At 38.3% G+C, this 14,678-nt stretch carries 13 protein-coding genes; 10 read left to right on the top strand and 3 right to left on the bottom strand.

Going from position 1 to position 14,678, the window contains the following annotated elements:
- The first annotated feature begins 79 nt into the window (after positions 1-79).
- From CDZ92_RS17660 to CDZ92_RS17645, 4 genes are all read left to right on the top strand, one after another.
- Positions 80-604 (top strand): sigma-70 family RNA polymerase sigma factor, encoded by a 525-nt coding sequence (locus CDZ92_RS17660; protein WP_096156517.1) that lies wholly within the window; start codon positions 80-82, stop codon positions 602-604.
- Positions 594-1,562, top strand: a complete 969-nt coding sequence (locus CDZ92_RS17655; protein WP_096156516.1) for a hypothetical protein — start codon at positions 594-596, stop codon at positions 1,560-1,562. Before CDZ92_RS17660 ends, CDZ92_RS17655 begins: the two co-directional genes overlap by 11 nt.
- A gap of 86 nt (positions 1,563-1,648) precedes the next feature.
- The gene (locus tag CDZ92_RS17650; protein ID WP_096156515.1) at positions 1,649-2,194 is read left to right on the top strand and encodes a DUF6241 domain-containing protein; all 546 of its coding nucleotides are present in this window, start codon (positions 1,649-1,651) and stop codon (positions 2,192-2,194) included.
- 666 nt (positions 2,195-2,860) lie between these two features.
- Positions 2,861-4,792: a S8 family serine peptidase gene (locus CDZ92_RS17645; RefSeq protein WP_096156514.1), complete on the top strand. Its 1,932-nt coding sequence runs from the start codon at positions 2,861-2,863 to the stop codon at positions 4,790-4,792.
- A gap of 68 nt (positions 4,793-4,860) precedes the next feature.
- On the opposite strand, the gene CDZ92_RS17640 is transcribed toward CDZ92_RS17645, so the two are convergent.
- Together CDZ92_RS17640 and CDZ92_RS17635 are read right to left on the bottom strand one after the other, a co-directional pair.
- Positions 4,861-5,724, bottom strand: a complete 864-nt coding sequence (locus CDZ92_RS17640) for a DegV family protein (RefSeq protein ID WP_096156513.1) — start codon at positions 5,722-5,724, stop codon at positions 4,861-4,863.
- Between the two features lie 262 nt (positions 5,725-5,986).
- On the bottom strand, positions 5,987-6,271 hold the full coding sequence (locus CDZ92_RS17635; RefSeq protein WP_096156512.1) for a hypothetical protein: 285 nt from the start codon (positions 6,269-6,271) through the stop codon (positions 5,987-5,989).
- 73 nt (positions 6,272-6,344) lie between these two features.
- Between CDZ92_RS17635 and CDZ92_RS17630 the strand changes: the two genes are divergently transcribed.
- The 6 genes from CDZ92_RS17630 (at position 6,345) to CDZ92_RS17605 (ending at position 12,201) form a co-directional block, all read left to right on the top strand.
- Positions 6,345-7,058, top strand: a complete 714-nt coding sequence (locus CDZ92_RS17630) for a GntR family transcriptional regulator (protein ID WP_096156511.1) — start codon at positions 6,345-6,347, stop codon at positions 7,056-7,058.
- Between the two features lie 231 nt (positions 7,059-7,289).
- A complete protein-coding gene (locus tag CDZ92_RS17625) occupies positions 7,290-8,138 on the top strand; it encodes an inositol monophosphatase family protein (RefSeq protein WP_176483806.1) in 849 nt (282 codons plus the stop codon).
- A complete protein-coding gene (locus CDZ92_RS17620; RefSeq protein ID WP_096156509.1) occupies positions 8,128-8,985 on the top strand; it encodes a carbohydrate ABC transporter permease in 858 nt (285 codons plus the stop codon). The genes CDZ92_RS17625 and CDZ92_RS17620 overlap by 11 nt, the downstream gene beginning before the upstream one ends.
- Before the next feature lie 18 nt (positions 8,986-9,003).
- Positions 9,004-10,317 carry an ABC transporter substrate-binding protein gene (locus CDZ92_RS17615; RefSeq protein WP_096156508.1) on the top strand — a complete coding sequence of 438 codons (1,314 nt, stop codon included), beginning with the start codon at positions 9,004-9,006 and terminating at the stop codon, positions 10,315-10,317.
- A gap of 64 nt (positions 10,318-10,381) precedes the next feature.
- Positions 10,382-11,251, top strand: a complete 870-nt coding sequence (locus CDZ92_RS17610) for a carbohydrate ABC transporter permease (protein WP_096156507.1) — start codon at positions 10,382-10,384, stop codon at positions 11,249-11,251.
- Positions 11,252-11,265: 14 nt separating this feature from the next.
- The gene (locus CDZ92_RS17605) at positions 11,266-12,201 is read left to right on the top strand and encodes a ComEC/Rec2 family competence protein (RefSeq protein ID WP_176483805.1); all 936 of its coding nucleotides are present in this window, start codon (positions 11,266-11,268) and stop codon (positions 12,199-12,201) included.
- 182 nt (positions 12,202-12,383) lie between these two features.
- Here CDZ92_RS17605 and CDZ92_RS17600 read toward each other — a convergent pair whose 3' ends face one another.
- Positions 12,384-14,360 (bottom strand): hypothetical protein, encoded by a 1,977-nt coding sequence (locus tag CDZ92_RS17600; RefSeq protein WP_096156505.1) that lies wholly within the window; start codon positions 14,358-14,360, stop codon positions 12,384-12,386.
- Positions 14,361-14,678: the final 318 nt, after the last annotated feature.

Below are 14,678 nucleotides of genomic sequence, written 5' to 3'. Positions count from 1 at the left end.
ATTTCACATCCAAAAAAATGAAACATTTTTCCACACAGCGTCGTCAAACTACTGTTTAATGGGCATAAGGGGGGATTTTGTGGGGGCGGTTGACAAGAGGCTTATGCTAGAACAGCTGATGAATGATTACGGCGATCAGTTGACTAGATTAGCTTATTCCTATGTAAAAGATACAGAGATAGCTAAAGACTTAGTACAAAATACGTTTGTGAAATGCTTTTTGAACATAGATACATTCAAACATAACTCTACAATTAAAACATGGCTATACCGTATCACGATAAATGAATGCAAAGACTACATAAAAAGTTGGGACTACAAGAAAGTGAAAGTTTTAGACATTTTCCAAAGCCACACGAAAAAAAGCCAGTCTGCTGAGGAAATTGTAATGGATAAGACGGAGAGGAAAGAAATCCAAAACTCTATTTTTCGCCTACCAATGAAATACAGGGAAATTATCTTTCTCTATTATTTTGAAGAAATGACAATGGAAGAAATTTCGTCATTGACTGAACTGTCGATTAACACAATCAAAACTAGATTAAGAAGAGGAAAAATGTTGCTGAAGCAGAAGTTAGAAAGGAGGGGAATTTATGAACAATGAAGAAAAGGATAGCATATTTGAAGAATTTGACTCTATACACTTTGATGCAGCAGATAGAGAAAAAGTGTACGAGAAAATTAACGAACAAACGAAGAAACAGAAATCGTCGCGATATTTTTCATTATTAAAACATTTCTTCTGGACAACAACTTTCGGAATCGTGACAGCTATGTTATTACTATCTTTCCTACCTCCTACTAATCTTTCACATAATCAAGATAACATCCCCACTGAACCGATTGAACAAGTGGTAGATGAACCAAATGAATCTACAATGGGACTGTTAGTCATTTCTATCCATGAAAAAAATGAAGTTTCGTATGCTCCTTTAACCGTTCTGTTTTCTTATATGGAACAATCTGGTACGCTAACTCTTGCTTTAGTCCCTGGTAACCTTTCCGTCCCTGTCTACGACCGACATGGTAAACCAATTCTTATAACAGAAGCTTATAAAGCTTACACGAAAGATAATCGAATGGAGGGGCTGCAGCGAACATATGAAAAGCTGTTGGATAGACCGATTGATTTTATATATGAAATGGAACTAGAGAAGTTTATGGATGCTGTAGATAAGGTTGGGGAAGCTCCTTTTGCCTTTGACGACATGCGCCTTCTTGAAAGGAGACTCCCTTCCATTAACTCTGAATTTTATCCATACTCGAATACCTTTTCTATAGGTGGATATGTTTTCTCCACGCTAACAACTAATACATTATACGGTTTAGATGGCAGTTTTAGGAATGAGGTTGTAGAAGACCAATATCATGTCTTAAGTGTTGTATTTGAGGAAATTTTTCTAGATTACACAACAACGACTATGAGACATCAAGTAAAAGAGGTTGAGAAAATAGAAACTGTATTTCTCACTGAATGGATAGCGGAGCATGGCGGGGAATTAAGGTTTTATATGCTGAATAAAGACGGTGAGGATTACTTGAAAGAACAGTTTAGAAAATAATGCACTGAAGGGTCAGACACCTTGATGCATGAATGCGTCGCGGTGTCTGACCCCTTGGCACAAAAAACGATGGGGAGTGGGGAAATTTGAATCGGTTAAAAGCACTTGTAGTAATTGGGGCCATTTGTATTGGTATGTTAGTTTTTTTTGTGTTTTTCATGGGTGATAGTAATTTTTTTAAAGCGGACGCTTCTGAAGAAGAGGTAGTAGTAACAGAGGAATCTAAAACTGTAGATGAGGTACCTGTTGAAACGGAGGTAGAAGTGGATGAAGAGGCATTAACACAGGTAGAAATAGAGTTTCCTTTTACTATGAGTGAAGGAAGGGTAAAGGACGCCATTCACCATATGAGTCATGGTTGGATATGGGCTGCACAGAAGCGAGGACATTTAGAGGCTACACAAGAAAGAATTGATCGGCTGCTTATTGTTGTAAAAGAAAACCATGAAAAATACGAAAATGCTGAATTATATGAAGAAATTCTCACAAGGTGGCAAGCAGGCGACTTCAGCAAAGCCGTCCGTGACCATAACGCTGTCTGGACTTTACTAGAAGGCGAAGTCGGAAAAGCACTTCGCCTGCTTACGAAAGAAGAACGTAAAGAGTATGCTAAAATGTATTATAATAGATAAGTTCTATGTGTGAAATCGGGACGGGGTTTGTTTCACATTTATGAGTGGAGGGGGTAGATACCGCGTTGTATGCGTCGCGGCGTCTGTCCTCTTGGTTATAATTATCCTCTCCATGCTTTCTCTTTAAGTCTTTAAAGACTTGCTCTCCTTCAAGAAGTTTCTCTCCGTATGAAGTTCATCTGGCCCATAAATTAAATCGGCATTGTACTTTATCAGCCCCTATGAAGTTCATCTAGCTACAAAATTACATCGGCATTGAACTTCATCAGCCCTATGAAGTTCATCTGGCCCCAAAATCCAATCGGCATTGAACTTCATCAGCCCTATGAAGTTCATCTGGCTACAAAATTACATAGGCGATGAACTTCATCAACCCCATGAAGTTCATCTGGCCCCAAAGTCCAATCGGCATTGAACTTCATCAGCCCTATGAAGTTCATCTGGCAACAAAAACTAACCGAAATTAAACTTCATATGGGCTGTCCCCTCAGTTCGCCCCTCCATTCAATCGTGACCTATAAAATGTGAAACTAACCCCGTCCCCACTTTCCCAACTCCCCAACCAAACAGACCTATAATAACGCTTTTTTGTCTGAATTTTCCCAATACAAAGAATCCTTTCTAGGTGATATAGTTATCTCAACCTAATTAAGGAGTGATGTATGAATGGTAAAGTGGAAAGGTAAAAAACGAACAAAGAGGGTTGTTGTATCGATCCTGACTTCAGCGGCAATCTTGGCATCTGTTTCATTTAGCTCCCCCTCTCCTTCCGACGCAACAGATTTCGAACTACATTTCAACGGGGTCAAGTCCCTTCATCAAGCTCAGCTGTCTAAAACTAGTTCAAATGGCACCGCTAAGTTTCTCGTAGACTCTGAAAATATGAAAATGCCTTATGGAATCCAAAAGAAGCTCGAAAAAGTTGCCTCTGATAACAGTCTATATGTTGTACAGTTCACCGGTCCGATCACAGATGACCAAAGAGCTAGTCTAGAAGCATCCGGCGCAGAAATCATCGACTACATTCCGGATTATGCGTTTGTCGTAGATTTTAAAGGCAAAGCTGCCGAGTTACAGTCGCAACATGCCATCTCGACTGTCTCTCCTTTTTTACCAAAATATAAAATTGATCCACAACTTTACAGCAAAAATCCTTCTAGTCTAATGAAAGCAGTCGTTTACACGAAAAAACAACTCGCTAAAGAAGTGGAAGTAAAAGGATTGGACGGACTTGTACAATACGCTTTGAGCAACGATGTGTTGTACATAGCAGAACAACCGGAGTTCACGCTCATGAATGACGTTGCTCGTGGCATTGTGAAAGCCGATGTGGCGCAAAACAATTTTGGATTATACGGCCAAGGTCAGATTGTTGCAGTCGCGGATACGGGGCTTGACACTGGAAGAAACGATAGCTCCATGCATGATGCTTTTAGAGGAAAAATTACAGCCATTCACGCGTTAGGAAGGTCTAATAACGCCAATGACCCGAATGGCCATGGTACGCATGTGGCAGGATCTGTCTTAGGAAACGCACTCCATAAAGGGATGGCTCCCCAAGCGAATTTAGTTTTTCAATCGATTATGGACTCTAGTGGCGGCCTTGGAGGATTGCCTTCCAACTTGAACACACTGTTTAGTCAGGCTTACAATAACGGGGCAAGAATCCACACGAATTCTTGGGGTGCGCCAGTAAACGGAGCGTACACAACGAACTCCAGACAAGTAGATGAATATGTTCGTAACAATGACATGACGGTTCTTTTTGCCGCTGGTAACGAAGGACCTAATTCTGGCACAATCAGTGCACCTGGTACAGCAAAAAATGCGATTACTGTTGGGGCTACAGAAAATTACCGCCCAAGCTTCGGTTCGATGGCCGATAACATTAACCATGTGGCATCGTTTTCTTCTAGAGGGCCAACAAAAGATGGTCGTATTAAGCCAGACGTAATGGCTCCAGGAACGTATATTTTATCTGCTAGGTCGTCACTTGCTCCTGACTCTTCTTTCTGGGCAAACCACGACAGCAAGTATGCGTATATGGGCGGAACTTCCATGGCAACACCGATTGTAGCAGGTAACGTGGCACAGTTGCGCGAGCATTTTATGAAAAATAGAGGCATCACGCCAAAGCCTTCCTTATTAAAAGCTGCATTGATCGCCGGCGCGACAGATGTAGGGCTTGGGTATCCGAACGGCAACCAAGGTTGGGGCCGAGTGACACTTGATAAGTCGTTGAATGTTGCGTTTGTGAACGAAACAACTGCGCTATCTACAGGGCAAAAAGCAACATACTCTTTCCAAGCAACAGCTGGAAAACCGCTTAAAATTTCGTTAGTTTGGACAGATGCACCAGGAAGCACGACTGCATCGAAAACGCTTGTAAATGATTTGGATCTTGTTATTACAGCTCCAAATGGTCAAAGGTTCGTTGGAAACGACTTCTCCTCCCCGTTTGACAACAACTGGGACGGCACAAACAACGTAGAAAACGTGTTCATCAATGCTCCACAAAGCGGCACGTACACGGTTGAAGTGCAAGCATACAACGTTCCATCTGGACCGCAACGATTTGCTTTAGCGATTGTGCATTAATGTGAAACCGGGACGGGGGTTGATTTCTCATTCTAAGAGAAATCAACCCCCGTCCCTATTTTTCATCATTATTTCTCTACAAAAAACATCGAAACCGCGCCTAATCCTACGTGTGTTCCTACGGATACACCCATTTGCATTAGGTGGATGTCTCCTGAGAAATTTGTTTCTTGTAGTAGCTTGTCTCTTAAGTCTTCCGCTATTTTACTATTATTTGTGTAACCAATAATAATAAAATCAGTCATTTTCTCGTCGTTTCTTGCAATAAATTCGTTGACGTAATGTTTCAATACTTTTTTCTGGCCTCTTTCTTTTCCAACTATGGCCCCTTTACCTTGTTTCATCGACATGATCGGCTTTAGCATTAATACCTTACCAATAAATGCAGATGCATTAGAAAGTCTTCCACTTTTGATTAGATGGTTTAAATCATCTACGGATAAAAAGTGTTTAACTTTTGTTTTATATTTTTCATTGAAGGCTACAATCTCTTCAAAGCTTGCGCCTTGTTCACGCATTTGTGCACTTTTCATCACTAACCAACCGCTTCCGTGGCTCATGCACTTGGAATCAACGATATGAATTTTCACTGTGGAATTCGGATTTTCCTCCAAAAACATATCTTTTGCGATAACCGCTGATTGGTAGCTCCCGCTTGTCCCGCTCGACATCGAAATACATAGAATTTCATTTTGCCCCGATTGAATTGCGTCATGAAAAATCTTCGTATATTCTTCTGGACTCGGCATCGCAGTAGTTGGGAACTTCGACAAGGATTTTAAAATACTGTAAAAATAATCTGGTTCTATGTCTACTCTATCTTTATATGTTTTTCCATCAATTGTTATCGTAAGTGGTGCCAAGCTTATATCATATAATTTCAACATTTCATTGGATAAATCACAAGTTGAATCTGCCATTATTTTTATCATTCGTTACCTCCAAAGTGGTTTATCAACCCTTAAAAAAATTCTCCAATTAGAGTCTTAGCCTATCATATGAAAAATATAACAAGATGATAAGACATAAGTGTCATTGGAGTAGTATGACAAATGTCATGTTTACAGGTAGAATTTGGGTCTATAATCCTTTTTTATAATTAAATTCCACATGACAAAGCACACAGAAACGAAAGTTCCACTCAAAGTCGACACAATCGCACCGGTTGTTAAAAAAGTTGGAAGTACCACTTTGCTAAATTTCCTTTTTCTGTTCTGTGGTTACGGCTAGAATGGAAAAAGGACTAAAGTATAAGGAAGCATAATCATCAACACTAGAAGGTGGTATGACGATAGCCGCAACTTCTCCCTTTTTATTAGCTTCAATATGAACTGAAGAATAGAAGGCATAGGTACGTGATGGCTTTGACAGTACAACTTTCCCTTGCAAAGAGTCAAAATTCTTGAAATCCGCTGAAGGGAAAACGGGGACGGGGTTAAAATTCTCATTTAATGATGAGAATTTTAACCCCGTCCCCATTTCACACTAGACTTCTACATTAAAAGTTTGTACCATATATATATCACTAGATGTCTAGAGGAGTTCTTTGATTATGAAACCGAGCTATGTGAAGATAAAGGAACAGTTAGATACGTTAATTCAGCAAGGAGTCTTTAAAGTCGGGGAGCGGCTTCCTTCTGAGAAAGAAATGGCGAAAAGATTTGAAGTCAGTCGGGAAACGTTTCGTAGTGCTGTTAAATTGTTAGAACAAGAAGATAAGTTAGTCGTTAAACATGGAGCAGGTACTTTTGTTGTTAAACCTTTACCTAAAATAGCGAACAGCTTAGAGAAATTAGGTAGTGTGACAACGATGATACAATCTGCTGGTTTAACAGAAGGAGAACAGAGGGAATCGATACGTGTAGAACCTTGTCAAGCGGAATGGGCCGAAGCTTTACTGCTAGAAGAAGGTACACCTGTCATCGTGCATAAACGAATCCGTACCGCAAATGACGAACCTGTTGTATTCTCCCAAAATATTTTACGGAAGGACCTTGTAAAAGAAGAGATATTAGAGAGTGAATCCGTTGGGTCACTTTTTCAGTATCTTGAACACGCTTGTGGCTTAGTCATAACTAAGGCAGATTCAGAACTAGTGGTCCCATTACATACGGACCGAAACTGCCAGAAGCTTTTAATACACCCTGAAACAACTGTATTATTAATGAAACAACTTCATTATGATAACAATAATGTTCCTATTCTTTATTCGTATGACTATTTCCGAAATGATGTTTTTACATTCATGATTAGAAGATTAAGATAACCATTCAACAGGTAGAGGAAAATACTATTCCTCTACTTTTTTTATGCCTCACACATCCTCCCCCATTCAAAAAAACTTTCCAACTTTACAGAATATTAATACTATATTTACCCAGCTTTAATATAAACTTGTTACTATAAGTTTGTAGAAGTGGTCTATACCTCTTACCAAATCCAAGCCCACTCACCTACTCCTAACAACTGATAAAAACCAAGTCATGAGGTGAACTTATTGAGTGTTTTACAAGATGGTGGTCTAGATGACATCTATCAACAAGTAAATAAATTAATTTATAAGGCAGGTGATATAGCGAAAAACAAAGTATCCAAGCTTCACTCATACAAGTACAAAATTAATGAAGTCGATTTAGTAACAGAAGTGGATAGAGAAATAGAACTTTTCTTAATCCAACAACTATCTTATTTAACGCCTAACTGTTCCTTTTTAACAGAAGAAACGAATCCTAATACGGTGTTAGAAACAGATCGTTTCGTATGGGTAATTGATCCTTTAGATGGAACGATGAACTTTATTCATGGCTTTCCAAGATTCTCTATTTCCATTGCTCTATGTAAAGGAAATGAAGTAGTACTTGGATTTGTTTTAGATGTAATGAATGGGCAATTGTACCACGCGAAAGCTGGTAATGGTGCATACCGAAACGATGAGAAATTACAAGTTTCCGCTTTACAAAATTTAAATCAGTCCCTTATCGCCTTTGGCTTTTCCGCTAAGCAATGGGTCCCAGACTCTACTATTTTACATACAGTTTCATCTTTTATCGGAAATGCACAAGGTTTACGAATTACAGGTTCTTCCTGTCTTGATTTAGCCTCCGTTGCAACTGGTGAAATTGATTGCTTTTGGCATTACGGGCTTGCCCCATGGGATATTGCTGCTGGTTTATTACTTGTAAAAGAAGCAGGTGGACATTTTTCCGACTTACGAAAGGAAATTAACCTTCATTCTGATTGGATTATTGCTTCTAATGGGCACATTCACGTTCCAGTTGTTTCGGTGCTGAACAAAACGATTCAGACAGCTGGAAAGATGAAAGTAGGTTCCACACATGAGTGTTAAAGAACAAAAACGACTGAAAAATATAAAGCGAATAAAATTAACGATTCGCTATGCAATTGCTTTGCTCATCGTCATTTGGACTATTTTCCCTGTGTATTGGATGGCCAATAATTCCTTTAAAAATAGAGTAGAGCAGTTTTCAGCTACACCAACTTTTTTTCCAAAAAGTATAACGTTTGAAAATTACATCTCTTTGTTTGTTGATTTAGGCTTTCACAAGGTGCTGTGGAATAGTTTTATCGTCGCAACTGTTTCAACGACTATTGCTGTTTTCATAGGGGCGTTGGCTGCTTATAGTTTATCGCGTTATCAATTTATCGGGCGCCATAGCATGTTAGTGTGGATACTTTTAACGAGAATCTTTCCACCAGTCACCTTTGTTATCCCACTTTATGCGATGATGGGAAGTTTTGATCTATTAAATACGAGAGTTGCCCTAATCTTAGCTTACATTGCCTTTAATTTACCTTTTGCCATTTGGTTATTGATAGGCTTTTTTAATGAAGTACCTAAAGAAATTGAAGAAAGTGCAATGATTGATGGAGCAACGCCATTCCAAAGCTTTCGAAAAGTTGTTTTACCACTCGTTATTCCTGGCATTGGAGCAACTGCGATTTTTACATTTATTACAGCTTGGAACGAATTTTTATACGCGATGATTTTCATTCAGTCCCCTGGATTAACGACAGTACCCGTTGCTCTTTCAGGTCTCATTACAGAGTACCTCGTTTTATGGGGGCCAATGAGTGCAGGGGGAATATTGTCTGTTATTCCAATCGTACTGTTTGTTTACTTAATGCAAGATACGTTTATTAAAGGGTTAACTTTAGGGTCTGTAAAAGGATAAAAAGGAGCTGGAAACGATATGAAGAAGAATAAAATATTCATGATTTTATCGATTGTCTGTGCGTTTTTATTAGTATTTACTGGTTGCTCACAAAATAATGGTCAAGAAACCTCTACTCAAAAGACTAGCACAACACCTTCTACGGGGAGTAAAGAAGTGAAAAAAGTGGAACTAACAGTCGCCGCACGTGCTGGAGCAATGGCTGATGCACTGGAAGCAGTAGTGGAAAAGTATGAAACAGAAACTGGAGTGAAAGTTAACATCAATGCATTACCTTATGATAACTTGAAGGAAACGGTCGTTCTAGATGTTAGAAATAACTCCGGTGCACACGATCTAGTGATGATAGATGACCCATGGATGCCCGAATTTGCTGGGGCTGGTATGTTAGCTAATTTAGATGAGTATTACAAAGACGGAATTGATTCGGATTTTGTCCCAAAATCAGTCGCATTAGGAAAAGAACCTTACAACACTGGTTCGTTATATGCGTTACCTTTAATTGGAAATGTACAAATGTTTTTCTATCGTGAAGATTTACTAGAAAAATATAACATGACAACCCCATCTAATTGGGACGAAGTAATAGAGTACGCAGAAATGGTTGTAAAAGAAGAGCCAGAAACATATGGCTATGCTTTACGTGGACAACGTGGAAATCCAATTGTATCAAACTACCTTCCATTATTTTGGGCATACGGTGGGACAGTACTAGATTCAGATAATATGCCGCAAGTAAATTCTGAAGCTGGTGTGAAAGCAATGGAAACGTATATGAAACTGAAAGATTTAGGGCCAACTGGTGTAGAAACATTTGATAGTGACCAAATTGCAACAGCGTTAACACAAGGGCAAGTAGCAATGACCATTGCTTGGCCATCTTGGGTAGCTCAAGTAGATAACGAAGAAAGCTCAAAAGTAGCTGGGAAAATTGGATTTTCTCCTGTACCTATGCAAGTAAATGAGTCTGCTGCTATGATTGGAAACTGGCTGCTTGGTATTCCTCGTACTTCTAAAAACATCGAGGAAGCAGTAGAGTTTTTAAACTGGGTAACAAGTGCAGAAACACAAAAAGAGATGGCTTTACTAGGTGGTGGAGCACCAACTAGAACAAGTGTTTATAATGATTCAGAATTAATAGAAGTGTATCGTCATTTCCCTGCTCAATTAGAAGCACTTGAAAACTCTGTTGTACGACCTCGTACAGAAAGATGGAGCCAGATTGAAGATACTTGGGGATTATATTTATCTCAGATTTTATCAGGTCAAGTGGACATTCAAGAAGGTTTAGATCGAGCGAATAAAGAGATTGAAGCAATTGTTTCTAGATAATTATTGGCTGGAGGTTGAACTTGCTTCAACCTCCTTCACTCTATGAACACGTAAGGAGAATACGATGAGAAAAAGTCATTTGATGACATACATCTTTTTATTACCGGCAGCACTCGTGTTTTTAGTATTAACGGTTTATCCACTATTTTACGCTGTCATTACTAGTTTTTTTCATTTAGATTTTTTAAGAGGCGAATCTAGTTTTGTAGGATTGGAAAACTATCGTAAACTATTCCTCCATGATGTTTTTTGGATTTCTCTTAAAAACACATTTATTTTTGTCGGGGTTGCCGTTTTCTTTGAAGTACTACTTGGTACTGCACTGGCATTATTTTTTAACGCGAACATAAAAGGAGTTAAATTTTTTCGAACCATTATTTTACTACCGATGTTGTTACCACCTATTACGGTCGCATTAACGTGGAAAATGATGTATGACTATGACTTTGGTGTACTGAACTACTTAATTGGACTCGCTGGTTTTGAACGTGTGGAATGGTTAAGCTCCTATCAAATAGCACTTTACTCAATCATCATTACAGATATTTGGCAATGGACTCCTTTTGTTTTTCTCATTATTTTAGCGTCTTTGCAAGCAATTCCCGAAGATATGTACGAGGCAGCAAGAGTGTTCGGGGCGAATTCGGTTCAATGTTTATGGTACATAACATTACCTTTATTAAAACCAGCAATTTTACTAGTTTTGCTTTTGCGCACAATTGATACTTTTCAAGTGTTTGAAAAATTGTATGTCTTAACCGGTGGAGGACCTGGTAACTCTACGGAGACTATTACTTTCTACATTTATCGATATGGCTTCCGTTATTTTGAAACAGGGTATGCAACGGCAGCTACCATTGTTCTTGTATTTCTTATCATACTTTTTTCTATTTTTTATTTAAGGCGTGTTTTGAAAACGACAAGTTATAATTAACAAGGAGAATGAAGATGAGTGAAAAGTGGAGTACCACAATTGATTTCTTAAACGTAGGTTTTGGGTCTTGTACGGTTATCAACTATTATGGATCAGAACGAAAGACCATTATAATTGATGGCGGAGATGATTACCGTCCAATCTATGAAAAGCCAGGGCGAAAATCCTTGCTTTCTTATGTAGAAAAAAATGAACTACCTAAAATAGATTTGTTACTCATAACACATCCTCATCCTGACCATATAAATGGTTTAGTAGAAGTGTTAAAATCTGTACCGGTTGACGAAGTGTGGACAAATATCTCCATTCCATCCGACTTTACACTTTTGAGTGAGAATCATAACATGAACCGTGCATTTACGGCGTTATCTACTATATATGGTTTAGTGGAAAGGGAAAAGATAAAGTTTATCTATTCCAAAACATCGTACCGCTACGAAACACTAGAGTTAACAGCACTACCTCCTTGTGAGGAGTGCGTTTTACCAGTTCAGCTATTGTTAAATAGATTAGTAGCTGCTGCTACTTCTGAAAGCGCAGTAAATGAGATTGATCGTTTGTTGAATAGAATAAGTATCCCTAGTAAGGTTAATATCGGAGACATCTCTTTATTGTTTGGAGCAGAGGTTCAAGAGAGTCACTGGGACCGCTACGATGAGTATTTACCTTCTACCATTTTCCTGCTTCCACACCACGGGGACATCAAGCATATGTCTTCTAGCTTACTAGAAAAAGTTGGAATGAAATATGCTGTCGTAAGCGCAGATGATGAAGGCACATATGAATTGCCAAGTAAAGGATTAACAGATTTTATGCATCAACATGCTCCAGAAACTACTTTACTATTCACTGCATACAACTCAAAAGCAGAAATTCATGAAGGAGTACGATTTACTATTGAATGTTGTGAAACGGGGACGTGGTTGGTTTCACATTTGCAAAGTTTGTGAGTTAAGGGTGAATTGAGGGGACAGATGTGAAATGGAGTCTGGTTTGGTTTCACATTTGCAATGCGCGTTTTAGGGACAGAACCATCAGTGCAAAGATGCTTGAGGTTCCATTCCCTACGATGCATCCCGCTGGATAAGCAGAAGCCTCCCACTACTATTTATATGAAGTGGGAGGCTTTTGTTTAATTTGGATAGTTTATTTTTCCACTGTTATACCACATCTGGAATGTTCCACCAGAACGGTGAATATTAACTAAGGTATTGTTTGTAGAATTATACGCCACTCTTGGTTTTGAGCTAGCACCAGAATCCCAGATATGATTATGCTTCCATTCTATAGAAGGAAAATCTACTGTTCCAATGTTATACCATAATAATCCTGTTGATGGACTTGTATGCATTTCGATCACCTTATTATTATCTAAAAAAGTAATCGTAGGATCTAGTCCATCTTGCCCTCCAATTGTTCCACCTTGAATCCAATTCACAGTTCCATCTGTCGATAATTTACCAGTAACAGTTCGCAAACCATTATTTCTGTAAACTACAATTATTTCTCCACTTTTCATTGTTACATCAGCACTTGTGCCACTAACTCCTATAGTTCCAGTTCTAGTCCAGTTAACTCTCTTTTCGTTTAGAGCAATTTCTCCAGTTATATAATGTAGAGTACCACTTGAACTATATACTAATATTATATCGTTACCATCAATTGCTATATGTGGCCACTCTCCATTTATATTGTTTCTATTTACTTGTATTCTCTCATTTGTAAACCAATTAATAGTATTATCATTGTTTAATATACCAAAATTAAGCCATAAACTAGAACCGAATCCATCTGTTTTATTTACCTGCACTACAGCGTAAGAACCATTTATTTTACTCATCGCACTATGTGGTTGAACGCCATTTTTATTGCTACCGCCGGGATTAATCCTTTCGTTTGTTGTCCATGTAATGTATCCAGTACCATCAATATTACCTACTGAATACCAAAGATTATTGTTAAATGACCCTTCAGTCTTATGGACCTCTATTACTCTATTATCATCTGTAATGGAAATAGAAGGATCTGCTCCATTTTGAGATCCACCTGACTTTTCTACTTTTCCATTATAGTCACGTAAAGGTACAAGAAAATCGTTAAATAAACTGGTCATATCTTTATAAGAATCTGTAGAGATATAATGATTCGTTCCTAACTTATGGTTTACATATACAAATTGCGTCCACCTTTGAGCAGCTTCACCAGTACCGTTTGGAAATTTATAATACCAAGCACCATCATCGCCGTTTAAGCTATAAAATCTAACTGTGTATCCTTTTTGATTCGCGATAGAACTCATTTCTTTTAACCTATCTTGATTAGACTGTGACCAATTACCAGGTAAAAGAAGTTCAAAGCCACTTTCTATATGCTTCCAATGTATAGCATAAAAACGGTGGTATATATCTGCTTCTTGTTGAAAATAATCTGCAACATTACTTTTCCTTCCGTCAAACTGACCATAAACTTCATCTTTGAATGCTAGTAACTTACCTTCTTCTCCATTAGAAACTAGATGAAAATATGCATCCTTTAACAGATCTGCTCCAGATAAACATACTGTAATAGCTCTTTCCGTGTAGCTGTTATTATCTCCTACATAACCGAAACTAAAATGTTCTTGATTCTGCATAAATATAGCATGTAGAGTTTTCGCTACTTCTAGATAATTAGGACTATTATTCGTTTTCATATCAATATTCACAATAATTGTTTTTCCATCACCGTGTACAGAGCCAAGGTTTCTATCGATTCTTTCTAAAAGGTCTTCAAAATATTGGTGCAAACTTCGAGTGTTTGGCCAATTTGCCGCATCATGCTTAACATATAACTTTACGTGTCCCTGTAAATATTCTGGATATTCACTTCCACTATACGTTGTGTGATCAGCATCCACCATTATATCTAGCTCCACATTATAAAACTGCCTATCTAACGCTTCTAGAAACAACTCATCTGGATCATTTTCGTCATACGTGTCATGAAAAGCCTTGTACCTATTAGCTTCTTCTTTTGTAATGTTAGCAGTTTGCGCAAAAATAGGCATTGATAGAATTAACGTCATTACAAGTATTACAAGCGATACCTTCCTCCAACGACCTTTACTCACATTAAACACTCCCAATCCTACATATTTATCCAGATTACCAGACCTCTAGACCTCTAGACCTCTAGACCTCTAGACAAATATAGCGTAACACATCAATGTTAAAGTCATTTTAACTAAATGTAAAAACGCATTCACAAAACACAAAAGCAATGGACGCAGAATTAATTCTGCGCCCATGAAAAATAATATTTAAAATCGTCTATATAACTTAAAATTCACCGAGAGTCAGACATCGCGATGCATGCAATGCACCAAAGTGACTGTCCCCCAGATTCACACGAAGACGCATTTATGCGTCAAGGTGTCTGTCCCCTCGGT

The organism is Bacillus sp. FJAT-45066, assembly GCF_002335755.1.
In the GTDB taxonomy this organism is placed as follows: Bacteria; Bacillota; Bacilli; order Bacillales; family Bacillaceae_I; genus Bacillus_CD; species Bacillus_CD alkalisoli.
The sequence above is the reverse complement of the archived record's forward strand: the minus strand, read 5'-3'. Positions and strand labels throughout refer to the sequence as shown.

Coding starts and splice junctions, on each gene's coding strand:
- CDZ92_RS17615 (WP_096156508.1), top strand. CDS start 9,004: ATGAAGAAGAATAAAATATTCATGATTTTATCGATTGTCTGTGCGTTT.
- CDZ92_RS17610 (WP_096156507.1), top strand. CDS start 10,382: ATGAGAAAAAGTCATTTGATGACATACATCTTTTTATTACCGGCAGCA.
- CDZ92_RS17655 (WP_096156516.1), top strand. CDS start 594: ATGAACAATGAAGAAAAGGATAGCATATTTGAAGAATTTGACTCTATA.
- CDZ92_RS17635 (WP_096156512.1), bottom strand. CDS start 6,271: ATGGGGACGGGGTTAAAATTCTCATCATTAAATGAGAATTTTAACCCC.
- CDZ92_RS17605 (WP_176483805.1), top strand. CDS start 11,266: ATGAGTGAAAAGTGGAGTACCACAATTGATTTCTTAAACGTAGGTTTT.
- CDZ92_RS17630 (WP_096156511.1), top strand. CDS start 6,345: ATGAAACCGAGCTATGTGAAGATAAAGGAACAGTTAGATACGTTAATT.
- CDZ92_RS17645 (WP_096156514.1), top strand. CDS start 2,861: ATGGTAAAGTGGAAAGGTAAAAAACGAACAAAGAGGGTTGTTGTATCG.
- CDZ92_RS17640 (WP_096156513.1), bottom strand. CDS start 5,724: ATGATAAAAATAATGGCAGATTCAACTTGTGATTTATCCAATGAAATG.
- CDZ92_RS17620 (WP_096156509.1), top strand. CDS start 8,128: ATGAGTGTTAAAGAACAAAAACGACTGAAAAATATAAAGCGAATAAAA.